Origin of the sequence: Klebsiella sp. K47 (genome assembly GCF_051858335.1) — a bacterium.
Classification (GTDB): domain Bacteria; phylum Pseudomonadota; class Gammaproteobacteria; order Enterobacterales; family Enterobacteriaceae; genus Klebsiella; species Klebsiella pneumoniae.
The window spans coordinates 1-221 of sequence record NZ_JBPYUI010000467.1 but is presented as its reverse complement, the minus strand read 5'-3'; the positions used below and the strand labels follow the sequence as shown (position 1 = coordinate 221).

1 pseudogene is annotated in these 221 nt (G+C 66.1%); it reads left to right on the top strand.

Annotated elements, in window-relative coordinates:
* Window positions 1-221: pseudogene (locus RRF55_RS28825) on the top strand (polyphosphate kinase 1); the annotation flags it as partial.

The window sequence follows — 221 nt, the reverse complement described above, 5'->3', positions numbered from 1 at the left end:
AGGCGGGCAAGTCGGTGACCGCGGTGGTGGAGCTCAAGGCCCGCTTCGACGAGGAGCAGAACCTTCACTGGGCGAGCCAGCTCGAACGCGCGGGCGTGCAGGTGATCTACGGCTTCGTCGACTGGAAGACCCACGCCAAGGTGAGCATGGTCGTGCGGCGCGAGGGCGATGGCTACCGCACCTACTGCCACTTCGGTACGGGCAACTATCACCCGGTGACG